The organism is Acinetobacter johnsonii (assembly GCF_048551975.1).
Classification (GTDB): Bacteria; Pseudomonadota; Gammaproteobacteria; order Pseudomonadales; family Moraxellaceae; genus Acinetobacter; species Acinetobacter johnsonii_A.
The window spans coordinates 37365-53983 of the sequence record NZ_JBIMCF010000009.1; the positions used below are offsets into that span (position 1 = coordinate 37365).

At 40.7% G+C, this 16619-nt stretch carries 17 protein-coding genes; 8 read left to right on the top strand and 9 right to left on the bottom strand.

Annotated features, from left to right (window positions below; translation table 11 throughout):
* Positions 1 to 34: 34 nt before the first annotated feature.
* Positions 35 to 883, bottom strand: coding sequence for a restriction endonuclease (locus ACG9ZB_RS09105; protein ID WP_419325418.1), 849 nt, complete (start codon positions 881 to 883; stop codon positions 35 to 37).
* Between the two features lie 107 nt (positions 884 to 990).
* On the opposite strand from ACG9ZB_RS09105, the gene ACG9ZB_RS09110 reads away from it, so the two are divergent.
* Positions 991 to 1956, top strand: a complete 966-nt coding sequence (locus ACG9ZB_RS09110; RefSeq protein ID WP_419325419.1) for an MBL fold metallo-hydrolase — start codon at positions 991 to 993, stop codon at positions 1954 to 1956.
* A gap of 108 nt (positions 1957 to 2064) precedes the next feature.
* On the opposite strand, the gene ACG9ZB_RS09115 is transcribed toward ACG9ZB_RS09110, so the two are convergent.
* From ACG9ZB_RS09115 to ACG9ZB_RS09130, 4 genes are all read right to left on the bottom strand, one after another.
* The gene (locus ACG9ZB_RS09115; protein ID WP_419325420.1) at positions 2065 to 2742 is read right to left on the bottom strand and encodes a DUF799 domain-containing protein; all 678 of its coding nucleotides are present in this window, start codon (positions 2740 to 2742) and stop codon (positions 2065 to 2067) included.
* A complete protein-coding gene (locus tag ACG9ZB_RS09120) occupies positions 2739 to 3116 on the bottom strand; it encodes a DUF4810 domain-containing protein (RefSeq protein ID WP_419325421.1) in 378 nt (125 codons plus the stop codon). Before ACG9ZB_RS09120 ends, ACG9ZB_RS09115 begins: the two co-directional genes overlap by 4 nt.
* 13 nt (positions 3117 to 3129) lie before the next feature.
* The gene (locus tag ACG9ZB_RS09125) at positions 3130 to 3801 is read right to left on the bottom strand and encodes a CsgG/HfaB family protein (RefSeq protein WP_419325422.1); all 672 of its coding nucleotides are present in this window, start codon (positions 3799 to 3801) and stop codon (positions 3130 to 3132) included.
* Between the two features lie 111 nt (positions 3802 to 3912).
* The gene (locus tag ACG9ZB_RS09130) at positions 3913 to 4536 is read right to left on the bottom strand and encodes a LysE family translocator (protein ID WP_419325423.1); all 624 of its coding nucleotides are present in this window, start codon (positions 4534 to 4536) and stop codon (positions 3913 to 3915) included.
* Between the two features lie 446 nt (positions 4537 to 4982).
* Between ACG9ZB_RS09130 and ACG9ZB_RS09135 the strand changes: the two genes are divergently transcribed.
* Both ACG9ZB_RS09135 and ACG9ZB_RS09140 read left to right on the top strand, forming a co-directional pair.
* Positions 4983 to 6602, top strand: a complete 1620-nt coding sequence (locus tag ACG9ZB_RS09135; protein WP_419325424.1) for an oleate hydratase — start codon at positions 4983 to 4985, stop codon at positions 6600 to 6602.
* A gap of 563 nt (positions 6603 to 7165) precedes the next feature.
* Positions 7166 to 7621, top strand: a complete 456-nt coding sequence (locus tag ACG9ZB_RS09140) for a DIP1984 family protein (RefSeq protein ID WP_419325425.1) — start codon at positions 7166 to 7168, stop codon at positions 7619 to 7621.
* A gap of 207 nt (positions 7622 to 7828) precedes the next feature.
* Here ACG9ZB_RS09140 and ACG9ZB_RS09145 read toward each other — a convergent pair whose 3' ends face one another.
* Positions 7829 to 8032, bottom strand: a complete 204-nt coding sequence (locus ACG9ZB_RS09145) for an NF038215 family lipoprotein (protein ID WP_419325497.1) — start codon at positions 8030 to 8032, stop codon at positions 7829 to 7831.
* 545 nt (positions 8033 to 8577) lie between these two features.
* On the opposite strand from ACG9ZB_RS09145, the gene ACG9ZB_RS09150 reads away from it, so the two are divergent.
* From ACG9ZB_RS09150 to ACG9ZB_RS09170, 5 genes are all read left to right on the top strand, one after another.
* The gene (locus ACG9ZB_RS09150) at positions 8578 to 9126 is read left to right on the top strand and encodes a TetR/AcrR family transcriptional regulator (RefSeq protein ID WP_126035733.1); all 549 of its coding nucleotides are present in this window, start codon (positions 8578 to 8580) and stop codon (positions 9124 to 9126) included.
* A gap of 12 nt (positions 9127 to 9138) precedes the next feature.
* Positions 9139 to 10788: an MFS transporter gene (locus tag ACG9ZB_RS09155; protein ID WP_419325426.1), complete on the top strand. Its 1650-nt coding sequence runs from the start codon at positions 9139 to 9141 to the stop codon at positions 10786 to 10788.
* A gap of 33 nt (positions 10789 to 10821) precedes the next feature.
* Positions 10822 to 11976, top strand: coding sequence for an HlyD family secretion protein (locus ACG9ZB_RS09160; RefSeq protein ID WP_419325427.1), 1155 nt, complete (start codon positions 10822 to 10824; stop codon positions 11974 to 11976).
* Positions 11977 to 12039: 63 nt separating this feature from the next.
* Positions 12040 to 12909 carry a 1-aminocyclopropane-1-carboxylate deaminase/D-cysteine desulfhydrase gene (locus ACG9ZB_RS09165; protein WP_419325428.1) on the top strand — a complete coding sequence of 290 codons (870 nt, stop codon included), beginning with the start codon at positions 12040 to 12042 and terminating at the stop codon, positions 12907 to 12909.
* 64 nt (positions 12910 to 12973) lie between these two features.
* Complete coding sequence (locus tag ACG9ZB_RS09170) at positions 12974 to 14173, top strand: NAD(P)/FAD-dependent oxidoreductase (protein ID WP_419325429.1); 1200 nt, start codon at positions 12974 to 12976, stop codon at positions 14171 to 14173.
* A 21-nt stretch (positions 14174 to 14194) separates the two neighbouring features.
* Here the strand turns inward: ACG9ZB_RS09170 and ACG9ZB_RS09175 are convergent, their stop codons facing one another.
* From ACG9ZB_RS09175 to ACG9ZB_RS09185, 3 genes are all read right to left on the bottom strand, one after another.
* Positions 14195 to 14347, bottom strand: coding sequence for a hypothetical protein (locus ACG9ZB_RS09175; protein WP_168158387.1), 153 nt, complete (start codon positions 14345 to 14347; stop codon positions 14195 to 14197).
* Positions 14348 to 14514: 167 nt separating this feature from the next.
* The gene (locus ACG9ZB_RS09180) at positions 14515 to 14706 is read right to left on the bottom strand and encodes a hypothetical protein (protein ID WP_419325430.1); all 192 of its coding nucleotides are present in this window, start codon (positions 14704 to 14706) and stop codon (positions 14515 to 14517) included.
* Positions 14707 to 14767: 61 nt separating this feature from the next.
* Positions 14768 to 16474 (bottom strand): mechanosensitive ion channel, encoded by a 1707-nt coding sequence (locus tag ACG9ZB_RS09185; protein WP_419325431.1) that lies wholly within the window; start codon positions 16472 to 16474, stop codon positions 14768 to 14770.
* Positions 16475 to 16619 lie beyond the last annotated feature (145 nt).

Consider the following 16619-nt stretch of genomic DNA (forward strand, 5'->3'; position numbering starts at 1 on the left):
GTTGTAGGGGCTTTTTTAATTTTAAATAGATAGCTTATTTTGAACGTAATTTTAGAAAATCTTGAATGATTTGTTGAAAACTTTTATCTTCTACACCTTTCATCGATTGAGCAATTTCATCCCAAGTTTTTTGATTAAGATCAGGATCAATTAAATTAGGTTCAAATACGCCATCTTGCATCATTTGATATTCCGCCTTTAAAATTTTCTCATCTAACCAATTAAGGTTTAGATTTAACCATTGAACTAATTCAATAAAATCCTCAGCTAAATCATTTCCAACTTTTTCTACCATATGAGTTTGTAAATCAATTGGATATTTTTGAGTTCTAGCTTCCTCCAATACATCGAATACTGTTGTTAACAACCAAGCACCTGAAAAGCATGCAACTTCACCAAGTTCACCTCTTAAACCATAATCTTTTCGGATTCTTTTTTTATGTGAGAAATACCTGATATGCAGCAATCTTGCTCTACGAACATAAGTATCAAGAATTTCGTTCTGAATATAATTCTTACTAAGAGTGACAAACTCCTCAAACGTATATAGTTGAATATTTGTATTTTGACATGCCTCAATTGCTCCAGACTGAAATCCAACTTGTGAAATAATAAATCCTTTATCTGCCCCAATATCATCAACAATTGTTCTTAAAGCTAATACTTTTTCTTTTGGAATTTTTGTCTGCCAATATTTAGCTTCTATCACCCACTTAATATTAGTCCCTAAATATTTTGAAGTTACATAAACATCTAAATCATGTTCTGTCCTTACGCCTCTGATTGTTTTGTTTGTTTCAGCTTGCACACCTAAACTTCTAAAATGTTCTGCAATTTTTTCCTGAAAATTGAACCAATCTTTTTCCATAACGTCATTATTCATATCAAATTTCAATTATTTATATATTGTATCAATTGATCTATTAACCCAACACAAAAAAATCTATCATGATAGAAACAACCTATCCCTTTAAAACTTATAAGAAACTTATGAAGACTTTAAAACCCCTATTCATAGCACTAGCACTAAACACAACAACCATCACCACCCATGCCGCCGAATCAACCATTCCCCAGCAAAAACAAGTTTCAGGCTATTACCAATATCAAGCTGGTGATGTACAAATTACAGCCCTGCTCGATGGCACTAACTTCATGTCGCCTAAACTCTTTCAAAACACTCCAGAAAAAGAAGTCCATGAAATTTTAAAGAAATACGCTGCCGACCAAGCCAAAGGCGTACAAACCTCAGTCAATGCATTTCTCGTGAATACTGGTCATTCACTAGTTTTGGTAGATAGCGGCGCTGCGAGCTGTTTTGGCGCACATTTAGGTTCAGTGTTAAGCAACTTAAAAGCGTCAGGCTATCAACCAGAGCAAGTCGATACCATCTTACTGACGCATCTACACCCTGACCATGTTTGTGGTATTAGCAAAAATGGCGTCGCTAACTTTCCCAATGCAACGGTCTATGTATCGAACGATGAAGCTAACTATTGGCTAAGTCCGAAACAAGTCGACAGACTCCCAAAAGAAAAGCAAGCAGGCTACTTAGGAACTGTTGAAAAAATTAAACAAGCCATTGCGCCCTATCAAGCCAAAAACCGCTTCAAAACGTATCAACTGGGCGATCAAGTTCAGGGATTTAAAGTCATTAATACCGCGGGGCATACACCCGGACATTTTAGCTATGAGTTAAAAATCAAAGATGAAACGGTGGTATTTATTGGTGACATTGTGCACTCACATACCGTGCAATTCGACAAGCCAGAAACCGCTATTGATTATGATATCGACCCGAAAAAAGCAGTGCAAACCCGCTTAAAGCAATTTGCTGAATATGCAAAAGGCGGGCAAACCATTGCAGCACCACACTTGCCATTCCCTGCTATTGGACATATGTATTCAGCAGATGGGAAAAGCTATCAATGGATTCCTGTGCATTTTAAGGATTAATTTATACGAAAATCCCCGTTTCTTTGGCTGAGAGTTAAAAGTCTCTTCAAACCAAATATAAATTTGTTAAATCATAAAAATCCCCTCATTTGAGGGGATTATTTTTTACTACTGTGGATTCATCGAATTTTGTACAAAATGCGGAGAGCGAGGTCCATATAGCAACCCTTTTTGCTGCATCAACTGTGGAGCATACAACTGCGTACTCACACTGTTAGACAGTACATAGGCTTTGTCCGATAAGTGATTGGAAATTTGGTCAATCAAAGCACCCACCAACATCCCGACCAGACCCGCGTTGCTATTATTATTGGCTTGTTGGATTTTTTCCTGACCTTCCCATAATAATGCCCCAGTTTTTAAATCCACCAATTTTGCCTCTACGGCAACGGTCGAAACGGATTGAATCACCTGATATTTAGAACCATATTCTTTGACTTTGACATACAGTGCAGCATCCGCTCCAAAAATTTCATTGAGTTTCTGAATTGGAATTTGCTGCGCATCATAGCCATTGGTTACGCCGTTTTCTTTAAATAGCGTATCGACCACAGAAATGGGGAACACATAATAGCCCGCTTCTGCTACAGGTAAAGTCACGGTAGACCAATACCCATAGGTTGCCCTTGTATCGGGTGACTCATTTACAGGCGGCAACACCAAAATAGATTTTGGCATATTGGCATGATAAGCAGATAAGTCACGTTTACTTTTTGGTGTCGTAGCACAACCTGTGAAGAGTGTCACAGCAAGGCCAAGTAAACATAGTTTTTTGAAATGTTTCACTTCACACTCCCTGCCGCAGACTGAGCCGTCATTTTTTTCAAAAGACGATCTATTAATACTGTCGACTCTGGGTAAGTTTGGCGTTCAAGTTCAAAATACTGAACAGCACGTGGCCCATTATTGATATTTAAATTCAATAAACCCAAATGCGCATACAAGCCCGGAGGCACTGCTGCATTTTTGGCTTTGGCTTTTTCAATATCTTTTTCAAGTTTGCCAATTTGCTCTTGTGGAGAAGTCTTTTCTGGCAGACTCAACATCAAATAAGTTTGCTGAGGGTATTCGCCCCAGCTATATAACGATTTTGGCGCTGAAACACAGCCCACCAAAGTCATGGTGCAGATCGCACCTAAAAACAATACGATTTTTTTCATTGATTCAAACCAATTACTGCGCAGACCACTTATTGGTTTGAATATCCAACACCAAATTATTAACCGCTTCACGCACAGCCAAATCTAGAACTTTACCGTTTAAAGTTGAGTCATAAGAAGCGGTAGAACCAAAACCTAAAATTTCACGTTCACTGAGTGCATACTCGCCTGCGCCTTGCACAGAGTGAACAACTTCTGCTGTTTTTACATCGACAATATTTAAGTTCACTTTGGCATAAGCAATTTGAGTTTTACCACGGCCCAATATGCCAAATAACTGGTGATCACCCACTTCTTTACGGCCAAATTCAGACACGTCGCCCGTTAATACATAACGTGCGCCTTTAATGGCTTGAGAGGATTTAGTAAAGCCTGCTTCTTGTTGTAATTCAGCAAGGTTGTCACGGTTTAGGACAGAGAAATAGCCCGATTGCTGTAAATGCGTTTCTAAAATAGTTTTTGCTTGACCACCTAAACGGTCAACATTGTCTGAGAAAATGCCACGCATATAGCTTGAACGGTTGTCAAATTTTCCTACAGAAACAGGCATTTTAGCGCCAGCGTATTTGACTGTCGCCACTGCCGCTGTTACTTGTGGTGCTTGAATTGTTTTTGACGTTTCTGTTGTTGAACATGCAGATAATGCTAAGCCACTCAAAACGGCCAAAAATATAGATTTATTCAAAATTTATCCCTCAAATCTTTAATTTAAAAATCATTAAAAAAATCAAAGGGATTATAACCATTTAACTTTTAGTTACCTATAGAAAATCCAGTTTTGTTGTTATAAACCTTATCACTTCATTCCAAAAATCAGTTTTAAACCCAACACCGTCATCACCGCCCCTGCTGTGCGGTCAAATACGGCTTTAAACTTCAAATACACACTGCGCGGCTTTTCCGCAGACAATGCCACTGCAACCAACGAACACCAACCCGCATCAATAAAGAAACATAGTATAGGCAGTACAAAATAGTAATAGGTTGGGATTTCTTTGGGTAGAAGTGCAGTAAAAATACTGGCTAGAACAATCGCAATTTTAGGGTTGGAGAGCTGAGTAATTAAACCAGTCATAAAGGCACGGCGTAAAGTCATTGCTTTCGAGCTGGAATGATCTGCCTCAATTGGCTCTTTGGCGTGTTTAATAATTTTAAACGCGAGCCAAAGCAAATAGATCCCACCACAAATTTTTAAGGCCAAATACGCTGACGGCACTGCCAACAAAAAGGCTTGTAAGCCAAGTACAGCCAACAGACCAAAAACAGCTGCGCCTGTTCCTGTTCCCAGTGCGGTAAAGAGGCCATGCTTTCGAGAAATCGCAATCGAATTTTTTGCTACATAAATCGACGTCGGTCCAGGGCTCATTGCGCCTAACATTAATGCAAAGGCAATCGAGCCCAAAATCCAAAATGATTCCAAGAGTAACCTCTAAATTGAGAGAATTTGATCAGCTGCGATTTTACGCTAAACAAATTTTTTACGATATTCACTTTATCAGTTATTTTTCACATTTATATCGTGATCAAGCCGCAGCATATACATCCATTATATTTTTTAATGATAAATAAAAAGCCTATTTTTAAAAAAATTTAGCATAGAGCATAGTGAAAACAACAATAGAGCAATTACTCAACAATAAACATTAACATCAGTTATTTAGATGATATTCAATTTTAATAAAAAGACAAATGTGTATTAAAAATAGTCATCATACGTCTATTTTTGATTACAAAATATAATGAGGGGATTGCTTCCCATTTCATACATTTTTCATATATAAAAAGACATACTATTTATAAGGTTTTATTTCTCTAAAGCACATTTTTTAACTTCATAATTTTTAACATCATAATTAAAGGTGAACCATGCAAAATAAGAAGCGCACACCATTAGACGCGCAACAATCACATCTTTGGATTATTGGTGGTGGTATCGCAGGTATGGCTGCTGCTGCATTTGCAATCCGTGATGCCAAAGTCCCTGCCAAAAATATCCATATTTTAGAAGAACTCGATATTTCAGGTGGTTCGATGGATGGTGGACATACACCGCATGCCGCGCAAGCTTGGGTAACACGTGGTGGGCGAATGCTGACCGATGAAACTTATTTGTGCCTATGGGACTTATTTTCCAGTATTCCATCTTTGGAAAATCCAGACATTTCGGTGCGTGAAGAATGTCGTGAGTTTAATGAAAAAGTGAAAACCCACGCCAATGCACGGTTGATTGATGCCGAACATGTCATTACAGATGCTGCAAAACTTGGGCTGAATACGTTACATCGTGCACAAATACTTCGCTTATTGGCTTCAAAAGAAGAAAAAATTGGCAGCCGCCGCATAGATGAGTTTTTTGAGGAAGCCTTTTTTGAAACCAATTTCTGGCGCATGTGGCGCACAACTTTCGCTTTTCAAAAATGGCACAGCGCAGCAGAATTAAGACGCTATTTCTTACGTTTTATTCAAGAACTACCGCGTATTCATACTTTAGCAGGTGTGAAACGCACCAAGTACAACCAATATGATTCAATGATTCTACCTCTACAGCGTTGGCTAGTCGCACAAGGTGTCGATGTGCGTTTTGGACACTATGTCACAGATGCAGACTTCATTACCAATGCTGAAACCCAAGAGCGCCATGCCTCGCGCCTATATGTACAACTGCCTGAAGGCACAGAGCAAATTAATCTTAAAGCCAATGATTTAGCCATTTTCACTTTAGGCTCTATTACCGCAGACTCGCGTTATGGTGGTAATCATGACGTACCTGCCCTCATTCGTCATCGAGAAGATCATGGCTGGACGCTTTGGGAAACGCTGGCACAAAAAGCTCCAGATTTTGGCCGTCCAATGACTTTTTATGGCAATGTCGATGAACATAAGTGGGAGTCATTTACACTGACCATGAAAGATGACGTGCTACTTAAACGTATTATTGACTATACAGGCAATGAACCGGGTACAGGCGCACTGATGACTTGGTATGAGTCGGGTTGGCATTTATCCATCGTGGTTCCTGCACAGCCACACTTTGCCGACTTACCTGAAGGTTTATATACTTTATGGGGCTACGGTTTCCAAATTGACCATATAGGCGATTACATCAAAAAACCAATGTCCGAAGCCACGGGGCAAGAAATCCTAACAGAACTGATTAAACAGCTCGGTTTTGACGACATTTTAGATCATGTTTTGGCAACGACTGATGTTACTACCGCCATGATGCCATACGCCTCTGCCCTATTCGCCTGCCGTAAACCGGGGGATCGTCCACAGGTAATTCCACAAGGCTCACAAAACTTTGCTTTCCTTGGACAGTTTGTGGAAATTGAAGATGACGTGGTCTTTACTGTGGAATATTCAGTTCGTGGGGCGATGCTTGCCATTTATGAATTCTTTGGAGTAGAACGTGAAATCCCTGAAATTTACAATGGTCTACTTGATCCAAAAGTGGGTTTAAAAGCTTTAGAAACAGTGTTCCACTAAGTTTTTAATATATAGCGATAAGAGCACCTTTATGTCGCCACTATTACATAGTTTAATTTAAGCAACGTTTGGATACATGAGTGTGGCAGGGATGCCACACGTTATCCATCATAATAGTGATGTTATGTATGGGTAACAAAGGCTTTTGCTTACTTTTGGCTTATCAAAAGTAAGGGTATTGCCTACACAAACACCTTTTATACTTTATTGAAAATTGAGGCCGTGTACGCACCTAATTTTAAATTGGATAAAAAGAAAAATTAGATAAAATTTTATATTCAAACTACTTTATTACCCATACATTATTTTTAAAAAAATTAAAATAATTCATTAACTTATATTTATTTTTTATAACAACTTAACTATATACCTCATTCATAAATAAATTGACTAATCAACATAGGAAAAACATCTCCACGTTTTAAATAATACTCCGAAACTGACTAAGTGCTTTTCTATCTTTTTCTCATGATTTAAGATTTCGTAAAAATTACAAAACTCACTTGAAGCTTTGACTGTACAGATGCAGCATAAGACTCATCTAAAACTTTAAAAACAAATCTATGAAACTAGCAGAAGCACTTTTATTGCGTAGTGATTTACAAACCAAACTTGCCTCTTTACAACAACGCATCAACAATAATGTGCTAATCCAAGAAGGCGATGAACTGAGTGAAGACCCTAATGCGCTGATTCGTGAGGCCTTTAGTGTAAATACAGAGTTACATCATCTGATTGAAAGAATTCATGCGACCAATGCTCAAGCTAAAACCAGCACGGGTCAATCCATGCTCAGTGTTTTAAACACACGTGATTTGCTTACACAACAGCATCGTATTATTCAACAGGCCATCGACAGTTCACGACGTGAAAATGGTCGTTATAGTTCGAGTGAAATCCGCTGGGTTAAAACCATTACGGTTGCAGACTTGCAAAAACAAGCCGATGCAATTAGCCAGCAACTCAGGCAAAATAACTTAGAGATTCAAGCTTCAAATTGGCAAATCGAACTGATCTAGCCAATTTGAGCCATAACAGTTTGGGCATATTGGGCGAGTACAAAGCCTTTTATACGTTTGTAAGGCTTTAATTCAACAAACGTTTGCAGGAAGTAAGACGTCTACTTCACATTTTCACAAATCTGGCGTAGCACAATGCATCTTTTATACTGCACATCGCACCTTGCACCACCATGTACTGACAATATGCCTCCCTATTTTTACCTATTAGTAGGCATCAGCCTGTGGAGGCGTTTTCTGATTAAAAGCCATTTCTTGTGATGGAAGTTTATAGTCACGATCATGCACAGGAACACCACCAATAATCATGGTACGATTCTCAGTTCTAGGCTGATTCAACTCCTTTTTTGCATCACACGCAGTCAGTTGAGTGAGCAATAAAACCAATACTAGGGTAGATAAGGTTTTCATCATATCCCCTCATTTATCATTATTGTGCTTTCAGCATAGCACTTTTATTTTTCCAATCCTATCGACTTTGTTACAACTCTTATTCATCTACATGAGGGTTCTCTGCGAATTTTCTTTATAAAATAAATATCAATCATTCATAGATAAAACAAAAACATGAATGATTTAAGCTCACTAAAATTAGACTTAAACATTTATCCGATGTATTGAAAAAAATATCTTGGCGGAGTCTTATCTTGTTTTATTCAATTTCTTCATCAGCCTGCGGCTCGCCCTACTTTTGTTTCGATAAAAGTAGATAAGACGATTGTCATCTGCAAAACCTGTTCATTCCTTGGATTTATTCAAATATAGCGAATAAAACATTAGCTTATTTACACCATGCAGATTGCAGATGACGTTTCCGAGTCGCCTACTTCTTATCGAAATTAGATTAAATTAGAAAAAGACAAACTGATTTACAAAATCTTACAGGATTAAATATTTACAACGGACACTTTTGTCCGTTAAATAATAGCACTCCCAAATCAAATGAAATAATCATCATGACCAGTCGTCAACAGCGTGCTGCACAAAACCGTGAGGAATTGCTGGAAGCTGCGGTTCAGGTTTTTCGTACACACGGAATCAATGCTCCCTTACAAATGATCATTGATGCAGCCAATGTCGGGCGGGCGACGTTTTATCGTAATTTTGATGACCGTCGTGCCTTGGTGATTGCACTCATGGAACAAGCATTGGAACGTCTCGCAGTTCGTGCAGAAGCGTTTTCTCAATATGAAGATGGTTTTATCCGTTTAATTGAAAACCATGTTTATAACTTGCCCTATTTAACCGCACTGATGGAGTATTGGCGGGTGATTGATCGTGATGATCCTGTCATGGTCGATATCTACGCGCGCCGCAATGCGATTTTACAACCTTTAATTGATCAAGCCATACAGCACGGCGTATGCCGCCCCGATTTGACCACTCAAGATTACGCCATGATTACGGCCATTTTAAGGACTTCATTTCAAGGGCTGACCGATACAGAGCAACAACAACTTGCACAACGTGCAATTGAACTCTTACTCAACGGTATTCGGGCATAAAGGTCACCACTCATGACACAGCCGCCGCATTTACTCGAACCTGCGCCAAACTGGACAGCAGAAGAAAAGCCAACCCTACCCGGCTCTCCTGCCGTGATCGCGCACTCCACGCCTAAGCGCTTCATATATTTTTTTATTGGTTTGTTTATCGCACTGTCTGCTAGTCTCAGTAACGGTTTTATTACCGCAAATTTACCCTTAATTCAGGGTGAATATGGACTAACACCCTCTGAGGTAGCATGGATCCCCGCAGCTTATGTGATGGCCAATGTCAGTGCTAACCTGATTCTGTTTAAAGCCCGCCAGCAATACGGTTTACGTCTATTTTCTGAAATTGGTCTACTCATTTTTATTGTGGTTCTGGTTTTACACGTCTTTGTGCATACCTTTGAAATGGCCGTACTGGTACGTTTCATTAGCGGCATAGTTGCCGCACCGCTTAGCTCTTTGGGCATGTATTACATTATGCAGGCCTTTAAGCGGGAGGATTTTGGTCGCAGTATTTATTTGGCTTTAGGTTTCCAACAGCTTGGTATTCCCTTGGCGTGGATCATTTCTCCCTATCTTATTGACGTCAATAACTGGAATGTCCTGTATACCTTTGAAATTGGTTTAGCCCTGTGCTGTTTCGCAATGGTGGTGTCGCTGAAGTTACCCCGCAGCCTAAGAATTGCTGTTTTTGAAAAGCAGGACTTCTTCACCTTTGCCCTGCTTGCGCCCGGTTTTGCTTTTTTGTGTATTGTACTGACCCAAGGGCCTATCTTCTGGTGGTTTGAAGTGAAATGGCTGGCTTACCTTTTAATTGCAGGGTTCAGCCTGATTGTGATTGGTTTGGTCTATGAGCATTATCGGGTCAATCCACTGATTATGACCCGTTGGCTGGGGACATCATCCACGGTCCGTTTTATCATTGGTGCCTTTGCAATTCGCTTCTTAATGTCAGAGCAAAGTTATGCTGCGGTAAGTTTTCTCAAAACCATGGGCATGGGCCCCGATCAATTTGTTCCGCTCTATGTGGTGATCTTTTTCGGCATTGTGTCTGGAACCTTATTTAGTGCCATCACTTTTTCACGTGAACGGATTATTTGGCACCTACTATTAGCAGAAGTATTGGTGTTGATTGCTTGCGGACTAGATTTTCACCTCACTAGCGATATTCGCCCTTCCAACTTCTACGGCAGTCAGTTTTTGGTGGGCTTTGCCAGTGGTGTATTTATTGGCCCACTCTTAATCACGGGTATCTTAAGTGCCATGCAAAAAGGCCCCACCCATATTGTCACGTTTATTGTTTTATTTTCAGCGACTCAAACATTTGGTGGCTTAGTCGGTTCATCGTTTTACTCCACCTATCAACAAGTCCGAACCCAAAACTACCGTGCTGAGATGATTCAACAGCTACCCGAAACCAACCCATTGATTGCACAGCGTCTTTTAGCGTATCAACAAAGTTCGCATAGTTACACGCTCGATCAGCAGTTAGAGCAACAACAAGCCTTAAAAAATTTAAATCAAGTGGTGACTCGAGAAGCTCAAGTACGTGCCTATAACGATGTGATTAGCTTCAATGGCGTCGTTGCCATGCTGCTGTTGCTGTGGGGGACATTCCTGATTGCACGGAATCAATACCAACAGCGGCAACAAGCGAAAATCAGTCAAACCTAATGCCACCGCTCCCTATTTATTTGAGAAATTGTTATGTCTGATGATCAAAAACCAGTAGCTCCCGCTGAAACAACTGCAACGTCTGAAACTCAGCCTGAACAGCCCGTGGCAACAACGACACCGATTACGCCGCCTTCGAGTAAACTGATTCCAACAGCAAAACGTACCTTGATTTTGATGTTTTTAGTACTGATCATCGGTATTGGCATCATCTTATGGGCATGGAAAATTGGGCCATTTGACAGTACCGTTGAGTCCACTGACAACAGCTATGTCAAAGGCAAAACCACGGTGCTTTCTTCGCAAATTAACGGCTATGTCAAAGATGTGTTGGTCAGTGATTTTGATCACGTCAAAAAAGGACAGGTGTTGATGCATATTGATGCCACCACTTATGATCAGAAAGTGACACAGGCAGAAGCTGGGGTGGATCAAGCGCAAAATAACCTATCTAATCAAACGCAAAGTATAGCTCAGCGTAAAGCCGATATTGTGGCAGCAGAAGCCAAAGTCAAACAAGCGCGAGCAGCCTATCAATTGTCAAAAGCACAACAACAGCGCTATCAACAGCTGGGAGACACAGGTGCAGCGTCTAAATCGGAACAAGACAAAACCTTTGCCGATACCCAAAATAATTTAGCCTTACTGCAACAAGCACAGGCCAATGTACTGGTTGCTCAAGAAGCGTTAAAAACCGCACAAGTTGCTGAAACTGGACTCAAAGCGCAAGTAACCAATGCCGCTGCACAACTGGATCAAGCCCAAACCACCAAAAACTACAGCAGTATTATTGCACCAATGGATGGACAACTGGGTGAAGTCAATCCACGTGTGGGACAATATGTAGCCGCAGGCACACAGTTGCTCTATCTGATTCCACAGCAAACTTGGGTCACGGCTAACTTTAAAGAAACTCAAATTGCCAACATGAAAATTGGGCAAAAAGCATGGTTTACGGTGGATGCCCTCAATCATCAAAAATTTACAGGTCATGTCGAACAAATTTCCCCTGCCGCAGGTTCAGAGTTCAGTGTGCTTAAAGCCGATAATGCTACGGGCAACTTTACCAAAGTGGTACAACGTATTGCTGTACGGATTGCAATTGATCCGAATCAAACGGGCATAGAAAATTTACGCCCAGGCATGTCCGTGATTAGTTCGGTCGATACCCACTCTGCACAGCGTTAATTCTGTGCAGAAACCACGACTTTTCACTTACACTATGCCTTGAGCCAAATTGATAAAAATCCTATGTTTAACCAGATTGCCCAAACCATTCCTTATCAGCAGATTACTGTCGAAGGATTTGAGATCAGCATCAAACGTTTAGACCTAGTCCATCCGCAAATCTCAGGCAATAAATTTTTTAAACTCAAATACAATCTGTTAGCGGCACAGCAACAAGGCTATAAAAAACTGCTGACCTTCGGTGGCGCTTATTCCAATCATATTGCCGCAACGGCTTATGCAGCGCAGTTATTTGGTTTTGAGAGTCTGGGTATTATTCGAGGTGAAGAGCTGGCTAGTAAAGCTTTAAATACAACCTTAAATACTGCACAGGAATTCGGCATGCAGTTGCAGTTTGTGACGCGAGAAGCCTATCGGCAAAAGCAAAGCACAACCTACTTAGCACAGTTACAACAAGATTATCCTGATTATTACGTGATTCCTGAAGGGGGAACCAATCCGCTTGCCATTCAAGGCTGCGCAGAAATTCTCTCTGATGAAGATCGACAAAATTACGACCTGATTTGCTGTGCAGTCGGTACGTGTGGCACCATTGCGGGTCTGATTGAAGCCAGTCATCCTCAACAGCAAATTTTGGGCTTCTCCGCACTCAAAGGTGATTTTTTGAGTCGAGAACTACAGCAACTGACTGAAAAGCGAAATTGGCAAATTACTGATCAATATTGTTGTGGTGGTTATGCCAAAACCACGCCTGAACTACTGCAATTTATTCAAGACTTTGAGCAGCAATATGACATTCCACTGGAACAGATTTACACAGGCAAAATGCTATTGGGCTTAACCGATTTAATTCAAGAAGGTTCATTCCCCAAAGATCATCGCATTTTAGTGATTCATTCTGGCGGACTTCAAGGTCGTTTAGTCGCGCTTTAGATAGTCCTGAAAAAGCAAAAAAGATGGTCTATAATGCCCTGCTTTATTCTCCCGTGAGTGTGTCATGTCCACAAATCAATATGATGTCTTAATTTTAGGTGCAGGTGCATCTGGCTTAATGACAGCCTATATGGCAGCTCAACGTGGACGTAAAGTGGTGGTGGTAGAAAAAGCCAATAAAGTCGGCAAAAAAATTCTCATGTCAGGTGGGGGTAAATGTAACTTTACCAATCTGTATGTCGAGCCAAGCAACTTTATTTCACATAATCCACACTTTGTGATTTCAGCCCTCACTCGCTATACCAATTGGGACTTTATTGGGATGGTTTGTGAGTACGGCATTGAATATGAAGAGCGTAAACACGGTCAGCTGTTCACCCTAAAAGGTGCCAAAGAAATTTTAGCCATGCTATTGAGCGAGTGTGAAAAAACAGGTTTGGTCGACATTAAAACCAACTGTGAAGTGAAAGCCATCACCGCACTCGATGAGCAAGGTTTTCAAATTGCTACGACACTGGGTTATTTTGAAGCCGAATCTGTAGTCATTGCGTCGGGTGGTTTATCTATTCCGACCTTAGGCGGCTCAGGGATTGGCTATGAAATTGCCAAACAATTTGGTCATCATGTTTATCCAACCCGCGCGGGTTTGGTGCCTTTTACCTTTTCGGATAGCTTCAAAGAAGTGACCACACGCTTAAGTGGCAACGCGGTCGATGCGACTTTATCGAATGACTTAAACGCGTTCACCGAAGCCCTTTTATTTACCCATCGTGGACTCAGTGGGCCAAGCTCGCTACAACTGTCGAATTATTGGGATGTCGGACAAAGCTTCAAAATTGACTTCCTGCCAAGTGTGGATTTGCACGACTATTTAAAAGCTAAGAAGCACAGTCAACCCAAAGCCTTACTTCGCACTTTAATGGGTGAACATTTGCCTAAAAGTGTGGTGGTTGAACTGCAAAACCTCATTTGGCCTGAGCTGGCAGAAACAGCAATTGGTCAACTGTCTGATGAAAAACTGGAGCACATTGCAACGCGTTTACATGCATTTGAAGTCAAACCATCAGGAACCGAAGGCTACCGTACTGCTGAGGTGACTTTAGGTGGCGTAGACACTACTGAAGTCTCATCGAAAACCATGGAAAGTAAAAAGCAAAAAGGCTTGTACTTTGTCGGTGAAATACTGGATGTGACAGGACATTTGGGCGGCTTTAACTTCCAATGGGCATGGTCATCTGCGCATGCCGCATCAGAATATGTCTAGGCCATGTACTGAAGCTATAAATTATTCCAAATAGTCAGTGCGTAGCAGTACGCACTGCTTTTGCTTCTGCTGACGGGCAAGTGCTAAGTCCATTTTCGCAATGGCAATATGGACATGACTCGGCTGGATTACTGAACGTTTCGCCATCAAAGTTTTTTTTAATATTTGGATCATCTGTTTTTTCCTTTTTAAACTGCAATTTATAAAAATAAATCGTGAAATGTCCATGCAGCTATAATAAAAGTGTAGGCATTTAAGTATTTCTAATTTATGAAATATCCATATTCCATATGCATTAAATATACCAAATTAAAGTTCATTCAACACTATAGACTTTTGTATTATTTTTTATCAGATTCATCCGCATCACGGCCTTCAGTTGCCGCAGTCGGTATTCTTTCGGCATTGGTATGTTTTATCTCACTAGTCTTCGGTTTTGCAAATACAAATTTATAAGCACTCACAAAAAATCCAACCGTAATACCCGCGATGATGATTGGGGCAAAATATTTATTTGGGGCTTTTTTTGACATGAGTTTACTCCAATAAAAAAACACCAACCGCCATCAGCGGTCGGTGTTTAGTGTGATTAATTTAGTCTGGATCTTTGGGATGAACATCAATATCTTGCTCAGCTTCACCCGTTGAACCAAAAGGTTTATTTAAAGGTTTATGCGCAGGATCGACCTCTGCTGTAGTTGGAATATCATCTGCATGTTGATATTCTTCTGCAACCGTTGGTGTATCCATTTGTTCTTTCAGTGAGGCATGCTCTTCTTTGCCTTGTGCGGATTGTGTGCTTTCAGCTTTGGCCAGATAAAGTGGATTCGGTTGCGTACCTTCTTTTTTGGCTTTATCTAACAAATCGGTCAAAACCCGTTCCGCAGGTTGACGCCCACCGAGACCAAAAGCCAGTGCAAAAGCAATAGCAACCGCACCAAGCGTTAAGCCAAAGGCCAAATTCACAATCGAATCTGCGATACCCATTGCACGCAAGCCCATCGCCAATACCAAGCCAATGATCAAGACACGTACAATGTTCGCCACCCAACGAGAGCTGTTGTATTCACCACGCTCAATCACCTGAGCAACCAAGTTCGCCAGCCAGAAGCCCACGCCCAGAATGACTGCACCTAATAGGATGTTTGCACCAAACTGGATAAACATCGCAATCAAACCACTGATCTGTTCAAAGCCGAGTCGATTTGCTGCTTCAGAGACCGCAAATAGCATGGTAAAGAACACAATAAAATAACCCACAACGCAAGATGCTTTGGTGTTTCCTAAGAAACGTTGCAAGCCAACTTTGTTTGGAATGTCATCTACACCTGTTCCCGACAAGACTTCAACCACAAGACTTGCGACAAAACGTGACACCACATAGGCCAAAATTAAAATTAATGCCGCTGCAATGATGTGCGGAATTGCATTCATGATTTCATACAGCATGGCCGTCGCTGGTTGAGAAATTGCATCAATGCCTAAAGCTTCAAACGCAATAATCAGCGCTGTGATAATAACGATTGCAAAAATAAAAGATCCGAGCACTTTAGCCAAATCTGAGTTTTTAAACAGTCCTACTTTTTCAACCTGTTTTTGTACATCTAGGCTTCTCAATAAGCCCTCAATAATGCCCCGTACAATTTTGGCTAGAATATAACCAGCAAAAACAATTACACCCGCAATAAAGATATTTGGTAGATACAGTACTGCTTCATTGACCATATTTTGGATCGGAAAGAGCAGCCCAGTCAGACCGAGTATAGACAAAACAATGGGTAAGAATAGTAATAAAATCAACCAATAGACAATTTCACTAATGTTTTGACTCAGCGTACTGACTCCGACATCCTGACTGAGTTTTTCATCTAACTGAGTCCGATCCAATCCTTTTTGTAAACCCACTTTGACCAGCTTTGCCACAATCCAGCCAATAAAGCCCACAGCAACAGCAGCCAACAATTGTGGTATAAACAACAAGAACTGTTGAACCATATTACTAAATGGCCCACTTACACTGGTGAGATTGAGAACATTGAGTGCACCGATCACCGCAATAATCAAAATCAGCCAAAACACAACTCGAGAAATAATATTTTCAATATTCGAGCGATGGCCAGTAGCACTGGAAAGTTTTTGGTTGGTCCCGAGTTTGGTTAAAACCTTTTTCACAGCACCTGCAATCAATAATGCAATAATCCAACCAATGATCAGGATGGCGATTGCGGACAGGATCGGGTGAAACTGGTCCCAATAATACATCGCATCAAATCGACCCTGATGCCCTACATAATCATTCATTTTGTTCTCCCTCTTGTTGTGTCTACATCACAGCGACCTTTGCTCAACTACAGATTTTAGTTTTGAAGTGATTGTCTGCCATGAGGTATGAATGAGAAATGGAATACCTTTTGATGACTGCTAAAGAAAAAACCCCTGTACATTA

What these genes read in the sequence shown, in the direction of transcription:
- ACG9ZB_RS09105 (WP_419325418.1), bottom strand. Translation starts at nt 883, where the DNA reads ATGAATAATGACGTTATGGAAAAAGATTGGTTCAATTTTCAGGAAAAA.
- ACG9ZB_RS09110 (WP_419325419.1), top strand. Translation starts at nt 991, where the DNA reads ATGAAGACTTTAAAACCCCTATTCATAGCACTAGCACTAAACACAACA.
- ACG9ZB_RS09120 (WP_419325421.1), bottom strand. Translation starts at nt 3,116, where the DNA reads ATGAAAAAAATCGTATTGTTTTTAGGTGCGATCTGCACCATGACTTTG.
- ACG9ZB_RS09135 (WP_419325424.1), top strand. Translation starts at nt 4,983, where the DNA reads ATGCAAAATAAGAAGCGCACACCATTAGACGCGCAACAATCACATCTT.
- ACG9ZB_RS09140 (WP_419325425.1), top strand. Translation starts at nt 7,166, where the DNA reads ATGAAACTAGCAGAAGCACTTTTATTGCGTAGTGATTTACAAACCAAA.
- ACG9ZB_RS09145 (WP_419325497.1), bottom strand. Translation starts at nt 8,032, where the DNA reads ATGAAAACCTTATCTACCCTAGTATTGGTTTTATTGCTCACTCAACTG.
- ACG9ZB_RS09150 (WP_126035733.1), top strand. Translation starts at nt 8,578, where the DNA reads ATGACCAGTCGTCAACAGCGTGCTGCACAAAACCGTGAGGAATTGCTG.
- ACG9ZB_RS09155 (WP_419325426.1), top strand. Translation starts at nt 9,139, where the DNA reads ATGACACAGCCGCCGCATTTACTCGAACCTGCGCCAAACTGGACAGCA.
- ACG9ZB_RS09160 (WP_419325427.1), top strand. Translation starts at nt 10,822, where the DNA reads ATGTCTGATGATCAAAAACCAGTAGCTCCCGCTGAAACAACTGCAACG.
- ACG9ZB_RS09165 (WP_419325428.1), top strand. Translation starts at nt 12,040, where the DNA reads ATGTTTAACCAGATTGCCCAAACCATTCCTTATCAGCAGATTACTGTC.
- ACG9ZB_RS09170 (WP_419325429.1), top strand. Translation starts at nt 12,974, where the DNA reads ATGTCCACAAATCAATATGATGTCTTAATTTTAGGTGCAGGTGCATCT.
- ACG9ZB_RS09175 (WP_168158387.1), bottom strand. Translation starts at nt 14,347, where the DNA reads ATGATCCAAATATTAAAAAAAACTTTGATGGCGAAACGTTCAGTAATC.
- ACG9ZB_RS09180 (WP_419325430.1), bottom strand. Translation starts at nt 14,706, where the DNA reads ATGTCAAAAAAAGCCCCAAATAAATATTTTGCCCCAATCATCATCGCG.
- ACG9ZB_RS09185 (WP_419325431.1), bottom strand. Translation starts at nt 16,474, where the DNA reads ATGAATGATTATGTAGGGCATCAGGGTCGATTTGATGCGATGTATTAT.